Raw genomic sequence first — 9826 nt, forward strand, 5'->3', positions numbered from 1 at the left:
ATGTGCCGACGCAGATCTCGATCACTGGCGGCGGTAGCTACAGCATCAATGGCCTGCCGCGCACCACGGCTGTCGGCACGGTGGTCAACGGCGACATCGTCGATGTGCAGATGCAGTCGTCTACCTCCTTCGGTACGGTCGCTGTGACGACGCTGACCGTCGGCGGCTACAGTGCCGGGTATTCGATAGAAACGCTGGCAGCCGACACTCATCCGGATGCATTCGCATTCGTGCCGGTGTTCGGTGCTGCGCCGTCGACGCGTCAGTCCAGCAACGAAATCACGATTGCGGGTATCAATACGTCGACGCCGATCTCGGTGATCGGCGGCACCTACCAGATCGATGGTGGTCCGTGGATCTTCGGTGATGGATCTATTCAGCCAGGCAGTCGGATCAGGGTCGCAACGGTGACCACGGCCGCGGAGATGTCCGAGGCGAGCGTGACGATTGGCGACGTCTCTGCCAGATTCCAGGCTCTGACGGTCATCGGCGATGCCACACCGCAGGCGTTCTCGTTCACCAGCGCTAACGGTTTCCCGCTATTGGGCCAGATCAGCGAACCGATGACGATCTCTGGTCTCAGCGGTGCGGCGCGTATCGAGATCACCGGCGGCCAGTTCAGTCTCGACGGTGGCCCATTCACCTCCAGCACGGGTATTGCGCACAACGGCAACGTGCTGCGTCTGCTGCTGACTGCTGGGCCGATGTTGAACGATGTCCGGATGGCCACAGTGACCGTCGGTGGTTTCGTGACTACCTGGACGCTGACGACCTCGGCTCCCGAAGACCGCCTGACGGACTACCTGCGCTTCCCCGATAGTCGTGCTGCTCCGGTCAACAGCGATGTCGTGACGCCGCCGATGCCCATCAACGGTATCAATGTTCCGGTGCCGATCTCGATCAACGCGCCGTATACCTACAGCCTGAATGGTGGTGCCTTTACTGGTGCGCCGGGAACCGCACGAGCTGGAGATATTCTGCAGCTCAAGGTCACGACTGGCCCAGAGTATGGCCGCGCTTACTCGTTGGATATCACCATAGGCAACGGCACCATCAACTGGCCGGTGAAGACCGTGTCGTCACCCACCCGGCCGAATCGCTTCACGCTGTCTTCGGCTTCAGCATCGGCGGGTGCGCTGGTGTTGCCGGGCTCCGTCCAGTTCACCGATCCGGTCGTAGTCACCAATTCCGCCGGACCGACGGCGGTATTGGTTACCGGCGGCCAGTACAGCGTCAATGGAGGGCCGTACTCGTCTGCAGCTGGAACGGTGGCCGAAGGCGACAGGATCGTCGTGCGCTTCGTCATGCCGCAGACGTTCGCGACCAGCTTTGCGGTCAATCTGCGCTTGGCCAACGTCAGCTCTTCGCTCACCGTCACCACGACGGTGGATCCGGTTGCCAATACCCCTGCGACGGTTGCCGGTTCCGCCGCGAACTACGTGCTGCGTAGCGACGCAGTCATTCCGCTACGTGCCTTTGTGTTCAATCCGACCGATTGGCAGCCTTCCGATCGCCGTGCTGTCTATATCGACTGGAGCGGTGGCGGCTGGGCACGCGGCGGCTTGCCGGGAACGCGTTCCCGATACTGGGCGACCGACCAAGGCATGGTTGTCATCTCGCCCGACCAGCGGGTCAATGATCGCTTCGGCACTTATGCGTACGTGCATGCCGACGACGCGAGACTGGTTGTCAGATGGGCACAGGAGAATGCTGCTCAGCTCGGCATCGATCCGACCCGAATCGTGGTGACGGGTACCAGTTCGGGTGGCGGAAATGCGGTGTGGGCGTCGCTGCTCGAGCCGCCGGTCACCACCTCCTACCGCAACAATCCGCTGTTCCGCGTGGGGGCTGTTGTCCTCAGATCAGGCGTCAGTTCTACAGCACCGGATGCGCAGCTTGCGCAGTCTCAGTTGGACCGTTTTGGAAAGTTTGTCGACGACATCAGCCCGGAGCGGGGTATCGATGGCCAGTTATCGCCCTATCTCATTTTCCATGCGGATGGCGACGTTGTGTTCGCGGAAACGGCCAACCTGCGGCTTTGTACGACAATTCGGTCGCTTGGCCGAGTGTGCGATTTCATCAACGAGCCGGGACTCGGCCATGACTGGCCGAGTGCGCCTGGCAAGACGGATGAATCGCGCGCTCAAGAGTTGGAGTTCCTACAGAGGATCGGAATCCTGCCATCGGTGCGGTAGTCGCTTGCAGCGGTGACGAGCTTTCGATGGGCGACGGAGGCCGGGCACAACGTCCAGCCTCTGATCTAGCGCTGAAAGTCGTACAAGCTGCCCAGACCCAAAATCTGGGTCAGCTCGTCGAGCGCGCTGCGCGAGGCGTCGAGCAGTTGCGGATCGGCGAGATCGGCCAGGACCAGGCGGTCGCGATAGTACTTGCCGATCCAGGCTTCGAGCCGGACGGCAAGGGCATCGTCGATCCAGACCTTCGGGTTCACCGCCGTGCGCTGCGCCGGATCGAGCACCACGCGCAGCCTCAGGCAGGCGGGGCCGCCGCCGTTGCGCATGCTCTGACGTAGATCGAAGGATTGCACGTCGGTGATCGGGTTCAGCGGGTCGTCGACGATGCGCCGGATCGCGGCCCAGACCTTGTCGTTCTCCTGGCATTCATGGGCGCAGATCAGCCGCATCGAGCCATCGGGCAGGCTGAGGATCTGGCTGTTGAACAGGTAGGAATTGACTGCATCCTCGATGCTCAACTCGCGATCCCTGATCTCGATGAACACCGGATCGCGGCCTTTCAGGCGCCGCTTGACCCAATTGCGGATCGCCTTGCCATCGACGAAAGCCTGCTCGTGATGCAGCAGCAGGTGGCGATGGCCGACCGCGATGACATCGTTGTGGAAGACGCCGGCGTCGATCGCGTCTGGCTTCTGCTGGGCGTGATGAACGTAGTCCGGATCGAGGTGATGCAGACGGGCAATCGCCTCGCCGGCGGCGCGGTTCTGGCGCGCAGGGTGCACCGCAGGCTTCGGGTCCTTCTCGCCCGCTTCACCGTAGACGAACAGTTCCAGTCCATGGCCATCGTGCTCGGCGCATAGCCGCGTGTGATTGGCGGCGCCCTCGTCCCCCATCTGCGGCGTCGCCGGCAGCGGCGCGTGGTGCACGAAGTGCTTTTCGCTGCGGAAGATCGTTGCCAGCGCGCGGCCGGTGACGACCGGCTCGATCGAGCGATGCAGATGAGTGGCGAGATTGGCCGGCGTGAAATGCACGCGGCCATCGCGGGTATCGGCGCCCGGCGAGACGGTGGCTGCGTTGGCCGTCCACATCGACGACGCCGAGGACATCGCCGCCAGCAGTTCCGGCGCATCACGGCGCACGCGCATCAGCACTTCGGCATCGCGGCCTTCGAAGCCGAGCAGCTTCAGGGTCGGGATATGCGGACGTTCCTGCGGCGGCAGCACGCCTTGGGCAAAGCCCATCGCCGCCAGCGCGCGCATCTTGGCCAGTCCTTGCAGTGCCGCGGCATGCGGGTTCGAAGGCAGCTCGGCATTCTTCTCGGCGGCCTTGTTGCCCTGCGCCAGTCCTGCGTAGTTGTGCGTTGGGCCGACCAGGCCATCGAAGTTCGCTTCGACGCTGACCGGCTTTTTCTCGGCACTGCTATCGACGGCGCTCACGTCATGCTCCCGTACAGTTCGGCCATGCCGGGCGGCAGGGCGCCGCCGGGTTTCGGTGCTGAAAACAAGGTCGAAGCGTGCTTCTTGACGGCGTAATAGCGCTCGAACGCGGCCAGCGCGGCATCGATCTTCGCGCGCGGCACATCGAGATGGGTGACCAGCCGGGTGCGCGTACCGAGCGTGGCGATCACACCCTGTTCGGGCAGGTAAAGCTTGAGCGCAGGAAGGTCTTCGCTGGCGATGTCGACGAACACGATGTTGGTCTGCACCGGTGCCACGCTGAGCCCGAGCGCCGCCAGCCCGGCTGCAAGATGTGCGGCGTTGGCATGGTCTTCAGCGAGTCGTTCGACGTGATGCTCCAGCGCGTACAGCCCCGCTGCCGCAAAGATGCCGGCCTGGCGCAGACCGCCGCCGAGCGCCTTGCGCCAGCGCTTTGCGGCAGCGATGAAGGCCGTGCTTCCGAGCAGCAGCGAACCGGCCGGCGCGCCGAGACCTTTGCTTAGGCATAGCGATACCGAATCGAAACCGCTCACCGCTGCGCGCGCGCTCAACCCCGCAGCAACCATCGCATTACACAGCCGCGCACCATCGAGATGCGTCGCCAGGCCACGCGACTTCGCGAAAGCCGTAGCGTCGGCGACATACGCCTGTGGCAACACTTTGCCGCCGATGGTGTTCTCCAGCGCCAGCAAGCGTGTACGCGCGAAATGCAGATCGTCCGGCTTGATCGCAGCAGCGATGTCGGCCAACGCGATCGAGCCATCCGGCTGGTTGCTGATCGGCTGTGGCTGGATCGAGCCAAGCACGGCGGCACCGCCTTGCTCGTACTTGTAGGTGTGCGCATCCTGGCCCACCAGGTACTCGTCGCCGCGCCCGCAATGCGCCATCAGCGCCGCGAGGTTGGACTGCGTGCCGGTGGCAAACCACAGCGCCGCTTCGAAGCCGAAGCGCTCGGCGGCGACCGCTTGCAGGCGGTTGACGCTGGGGTCATCGCCATAGACGTCATCGCCCACTTCTGCGGCGGCCATCGCCGCGCGCATCGCAGTGGTCGGGCGAGTGACGGTGTCGCTGCGCAGATCGATCAGGGTTTGCGACATGGGATTTGGATTGCCGGGCTTGAGCCGGATTCTAGGTGCCGCGAGCGTTCGCCGCGTGAAACCTTCAGCGTGGCCTGGGGCTCGCGTTCGATTCCGGCAGCGGGAACTGCAGCACCACCTTGGTCCCGCCGCGCGTGCCGGCGGTCCAGGCGATCGAGCCTTGCAGCTCTTCGGCGCGGCGGCGCATGCCGGTAGTGCCGCGGCCGGACGGGCCATCGGCGAGCAGGCCGGGGCCGTCGTCGGTGAGATCGAACAGCAGCATGCCGCTGGCGGCACGGATGCGGATGCGCAGATGCGTTGCGTGGCCATGGCGCAGCGCGTTGGTCACGGCTTCGCGGCCGATGCGGAACAGATGCAGGGCCTGCGCCTCGTCTAGCGGCGGATCTGGCAGTTCGCCGTCCTGCTGCCATTCCAGACTGCTGCCGATCACCGCCAGACGCTCTTCGGTTTCCTCGCGCATCTGTGCCAGCGCTTCGAGCAGGCTCAGCGGTTCGAGCTGACTGCGGCTGACGATGTCGCGCAGGTCCTGCATCACGGCGCGGGCGAGGTCGGCTTGCTCCGGGCGATCGAGGCTATGGATCAGGGTCAGCAGCTTGGCGCCGATGTCGTCATGCAGATCGCCCAGCAGGCGGCTGCGTTCGCTGGCGATCGCCTGGCGACGGCTGTCGGCTTCGCCGGTCTGCCGCAGTTCCAGCACGGCGAGTTCGCGCCTGAGCTGCGCGCGCTGGCGCAGCAGCCATGCGCAGGCCACTACCAGCAGAACGACGATCACCGCCGCGATGCTCATGGCGTTGTGGCCGGCGCTTTCGGTGGCGCGAGTGCAGCAGCCTGGTCGGTCTTGCCTTCTGCCAGCAGGACCTTCTGCAAGCGTTCGCGCGCCAGCTGGCTGCGGTCGTGCTCCGGCCCGAGCGTGGCCGTGAAGGTGGTCAACGCCGCTTGCTGCGCCGCTTCGGCGGCCGGCAGATCGTGCAGCCGGAACAGGCATTCGCCGTACAGGCTTTGCGATGCAGCGGTCTGCCAGTTGTCCGCACCCTTGATCGCGATGCTGCTGGCGACCGTCAGCTCCAGTTCGTGTCGCGCTTCGGCTAGCCGGTTCAGCTTCATCAGCAGTGAGGACAGATTGGCGCGCACTAGCAATGCTGATTCGGCTAGCGCTGCGGGCTGGGTATCGGCGGCCGCCAGCGCGGTGCGGAACGTCTTTTCGGCAGCTTCGCTCTGGTTCAGCGCGGCCTGGGCAACGCCCACCGTCGTGTAGGCATCGATGCTGTTGCGGCTGGCTGGGCCGAGGTGGCGCAGGCGTGCATCGAGCACTTCCTCGCTGAGCTTCAAGCCCTCGGCTTCGGCGCCGGTGTCGTTGAGCATCGCGCCGAGATTGGCCATCGCGGTCAGCGTTTCCGGATGAGTATCGCCGAAGGTCTTGCGCATGCCGGAAACGACCTCGCGCATTATCGTCACCGCCGCTGGCAGATCGCCGAGATAGGCGGTGGTCGCGGCGAGACTGGAACGCGCGGTGAGCGTGTCCGGATGATCAGGGCCCAGCCGCTGCGTCTGCTGCGCCAGCAATTGTTCCTGCTCGGCACGCGCGCCCTTGAGATCGCCGTTGTCCTGCAAGGCCACGGCGTGATCGCCGGCCACGGTGAGCGTGAAATCATCGTCCGGCCCGAGCAGCTTCAGTGCATCGGCATGCACCGCCGCCCAGATCTTTTCAGCTTCAGCGAACTGGCCCTGTTCGCGCTGGATCGTCCCCTGCAGACGGCGCGCGCGTAGTGATTGCTTGCGGGTTTCAAGCTCGGGCTGCGCAGCCGTGGCGATGTCGGCAATTTCGCTGCCGGCTTCGGCGAGCTGGTTCTTCTGCACCAGAGCCTCGGCGTGCAGCAGCTTCGCGGCGCGAGCCTGGGTGCTGTCAGCGCCGTAGGACGAGATGGCGCGCTTGCGGGCTTCATCGAGCAGCAGCAGCGCGGTGTCGCTGTCGGCCAGCGCCAGATAGCTGGCGCCGAGCGTGCGGTACAAGGTCGAGGACAGGGCCTCATTGCGTTCGGCGCCGAGCGAGGCCTTGGCCGAATCCAGCACTTCGCGCACGCGCAGATCGCGGCCCAGTTCCTCGTCCGGCGTGGCGGCGGTCAGCATCTTTTCGAGAAATGCATTGACCGCTTCAGCCTCGGCGCTGCGGGCATCGGCCTGCTGCCGTGCTTCGGATTCAGCGAGGCCGTAGCGGATCGACACCGCGGCACCGGCGACCAGCGCCAGCACGGCGACGGCCGCGGCTGCGGTGATCGCCTTGTGCCGGCGCACGAACAGGCCGGCGAGGTAGCCGGCGGTCGGCGGCCGTGCCTCGATCGGCTGGCTCAGCAGCAGGCGATCAAGATCACCGGCCAGTTCGGCAGCCGAGCCGTAGCGATGCGCAGACTCCTGCGCCATCGCCTTCATCACCACGGTTTCGGTATCGCCGCGCGCGGCCGGCAGATGCTGCGACAGCCGCTCGATGCGGCCGGCGCGGATCATCGCCAGCGCTTCGAGCACGGTCGATTTCGACAGGCCGGGATAGGGCAGATGGCCGCTGAGCAGTTCGTAGGCGATGACGCCGAGCGAATACACATCGTTGCGCGGATCGGCGCCATCGATACCCGCGAGTTGCTCGGCGCTCATGTACGGCACGGTGCCGAGCACCTGGCCGACCTGGGTCATCGGCGTCGCTTCATCGAGCACCAGATGGGCAATGCCGAAGTCCAGCACCCGCGGCTTGCGAGACGCGTCGACCAGCAGATTGGCCGGCTTCAGATCGCGATGGACGACGCCCCGTGTATGCGCGAAATGGACGATGCGGCTGATCTCGGCAAGCAGCGCCAGTCGCTCGCGTAGATCGAGCTTGGCGTGATCGGCATAGGCCAGCAGGTCTTGACCTTCGATGTATTCCATCGCCAGCCAGGGCAGCGGGCCGGCGTCGCTGTCGGCAACACCGGCGGCATAGAGCCGGGCGATGCCCGGATGTTCGAGCCCGGCCAGCAGTTCGATCTCGCGCCGGAAGCGGCGGCGCAGATCCTCGCCGGCGCTGGCGGCACGCAGCACCTTCAGCGCGATGCGGCGCGGCGGATCGCTTTCCTCGGCGAGATAGACGCGGCCGTGGCTGCCTTCACCGAGCAGGCGCAGGATTCGGTACGGGCCAATCCGCGCCGGCATCGCGTCGTTATCGGCTTCGACCATCGTCAGGCGCTCGAGGGATTGGGGCCGCGATCGTAGCGGACCGCGCCGGCCCTGCGCGAACCGCGATTCACGCGGCCTTCAGTGGCCAGCCTTCAGAGCTGAGGATTGACCAGGCCGAGCCGCGTCGCCTCGATCGTCGCTTCCGCGCGGCTGCTGACTTCGAGCTTGCGGTAGACGTTCTTGATGAAGCCGGCGGCGGTGTTGCGGGTCACGCCGAGGTGCAGCGCGACTTCCGGCAGCCGGCAACCCTTGGCGATCAGCACCAGGGTTTCCCGCTCGCGCGGCGACAGTGGCTGCTCGGTGCCGGCGGCTCGGCCCGGTTCATCGCCGAACACCCGCAGCAGGCGGCGAGCGATGGTCGCCGACAACGGCGGCTCGCCGGCGGCGATGCCGCGCAACGCGGCAACCATCTTTTCGCGCGGCTGATCCTTGAGCAGATAGCCACGGGCGCCGGCCCGCAGCGCTGGGAACACGTGGGCATCGTCGGCGTAGATGGTCGAGACGATGCACTGGCAGCGCGGATGCGCTGCGCTCAGTTCGCGGATCAGTTCAACGCCTGAGCCATCGGGCAGGCCGAGGTCGATCAGCGCCAGTTCCGGCCCGGTCTCGGCGGTGAGGCCGCGCAGCCAGCGCCGGCCGGACAGCAGGCTGTCGACCCGGCTGACTTCGATACCGTCGAAGGCCTCGCGCAGCGTCTGCTCCAGCCACTGCGCCAGCGGTGTCTGGTCTTCGACGATCAATGCGGTCTTCATGCCTGCAGCCCCAAGTTCTGATGTGGCGAGACTGGCGATCCGGTCTCGTCGGCGTCAAGCCTCACCCCCCAGCTAGGGGGTTCGGCCGGAACCGGCGATCCCTAGAGTTTCCGCAGCGGGCAAACGGCCCGTTCGGCAACACCGGGGATGACCATGACGAGCTTCAACAAGATCTGGAAAAAGGGAGCTGGGCTGTTGCTCAGCCTGCTGGCGATGACGGCATCTGCAGCGCCGGACGTTGGCACCGACAACGTCGGAGCGGTGCAGGGCGCCAAGCGGGTGGCGATCGCCGAATTTGGCGTCGAGTTCTACACCCAGATCTACGCCCAGGATCGCGGCAACGGCGGCGCCTTCGGTAGTTCGACGGCGATGGTCACGGCGACGCTCGACGGCGTAAGCGACGCCACCATGCAGGCGATCACCGACAAGGCTTACGCCGATACCGTCGCCGCGCTGCAGGCGGCGGGCTACGAGGTCGTCGATCCGGCGACTCTGGCGGCGAATGAAATCTGGCAGGGGCAGCTTGCCAAGTACGGGCTGGAATCGCCGTACACGTTCTCGGATTCGAGCTTCGGCGAGAAGAACCCGCAGATCAGCAAGATCTTTGCGCCGGCCGGCATGAAGGCGTTCTTCTCGTCGAGCACCGGTCGCGGCAGCCTCGGCCAGCGGGTCGATTCCCAGAACCAGGGCCGCGGCGCCAAGGCCGGGGACATCGCCAAGGCGCTCGATGCCAGCCTGCTGCACATTCATTACCTCGCCAGCTTCGGCCTCACCTCCAAGCCCAAGCGCGGCTGGCGCCTGATCGCCGGTACTTCGAGCCACGCCAGTATCCAGTCGGCGCCGGTGCTGCTGGCGGGGGATACCGAATGGCAGATCAACGGCCCGGGCGGCGCGCGCACCTTCACCACCAGCAAGCGCGGCCGCTTCGGCGGCGCGATCTATCTGGACGATCCCTCCGTCGCCGAGCCGGACATCTTCACGATGAGCGAATCGACCTCGGCGGCCGACAAGAAGGGCGACGGCGTCACCAACGCGCTCGGCATCCTGCTCGGCAGCGGCACCCAGAAAACCAAGAGCTTCGTCTCGAAGCCTGAAAGCGAAGACGCCTACAAGGCGACGTTCGACAAGCTGATCGGCGAGACCACGGC

7 protein-coding genes are annotated in these 9826 nt (G+C 65.7%); 2 read left to right on the forward strand and 5 right to left on the reverse strand.

Annotated elements, in window-relative coordinates; all coding sequences use genetic code 11:
* The coding region (locus QZY06_RS00270) for an alpha/beta hydrolase (protein WP_295678671.1) at positions 1-2195 on the forward strand (2195 nt) is incomplete at its 5' end.
* 65 nt (positions 2196-2260) lie between these two features.
* Here QZY06_RS00270 and astB read toward each other — a convergent pair.
* The 5 genes from astB to QZY06_RS00295 form a co-directional block, all read right to left on the reverse strand.
* Positions 2261-3628, reverse strand: a complete 1368-nt coding sequence (gene astB, locus QZY06_RS00275; RefSeq protein ID WP_295678673.1) for an N-succinylarginine dihydrolase — start codon at positions 3626-3628, stop codon at positions 2261-2263.
* On the reverse strand, positions 3625-4713 hold the full coding sequence (ltaE, locus tag QZY06_RS00280) for a low-specificity L-threonine aldolase (RefSeq protein ID WP_367275523.1): 1089 nt from the start codon (positions 4711-4713) through the stop codon (positions 3625-3627). Before ltaE ends, astB begins: the two co-directional genes overlap by 4 nt.
* Before the next feature lie 76 nt (positions 4714-4789).
* Entirely contained in the window at positions 4790-5512 is a 723-nt protein-coding gene (locus QZY06_RS00285; protein ID WP_295678678.1) for an ATP-binding protein, read from the reverse strand.
* Positions 5509-7926 carry a serine/threonine-protein kinase gene (locus tag QZY06_RS00290; protein WP_295678681.1) on the reverse strand — a complete coding sequence of 806 codons (2418 nt, stop codon included), beginning with the start codon at positions 7924-7926 and terminating at the stop codon, positions 5509-5511. The genes QZY06_RS00285 and QZY06_RS00290 overlap by 4 nt, the downstream gene beginning before the upstream one ends.
* 92 nt (positions 7927-8018) lie before the next feature.
* Positions 8019-8678, reverse strand: a complete 660-nt coding sequence (locus tag QZY06_RS00295; RefSeq protein ID WP_295678684.1) for a response regulator transcription factor — start codon at positions 8676-8678, stop codon at positions 8019-8021.
* A 153-nt stretch (positions 8679-8831) separates the two neighbouring features.
* Here QZY06_RS00295 and QZY06_RS00300 point away from each other — a divergent pair.
* Positions 8832-9826: hypothetical protein (locus QZY06_RS00300; protein ID WP_295678687.1), on the forward strand; the 995-nt coding region annotated here is incomplete at its 3' end.

Origin of the sequence: uncultured Nevskia sp. (assembly GCF_903885465.1) — a bacterium.
GTDB lineage: Bacteria > Pseudomonadota > Gammaproteobacteria > Nevskiales > Nevskiaceae > Nevskia.

Bases quoted from the DNA above. Each gene is read 5' to 3' on its own strand.
- QZY06_RS00295 (WP_295678684.1), bottom strand. From the start codon at position 8,678: ATGAAGACCGCATTGATCGTCGAAGACCAGACACCGCTGGCGCAGTGG.
- QZY06_RS00285 (WP_295678678.1), bottom strand. From the start codon at position 5,512: ATGAGCATCGCGGCGGTGATCGTCGTTCTGCTGGTAGTGGCCTGCGCA.
- QZY06_RS00290 (WP_295678681.1), bottom strand. From the start codon at position 7,926: ATGGTCGAAGCCGATAACGACGCGATGCCGGCGCGGATTGGCCCGTAC.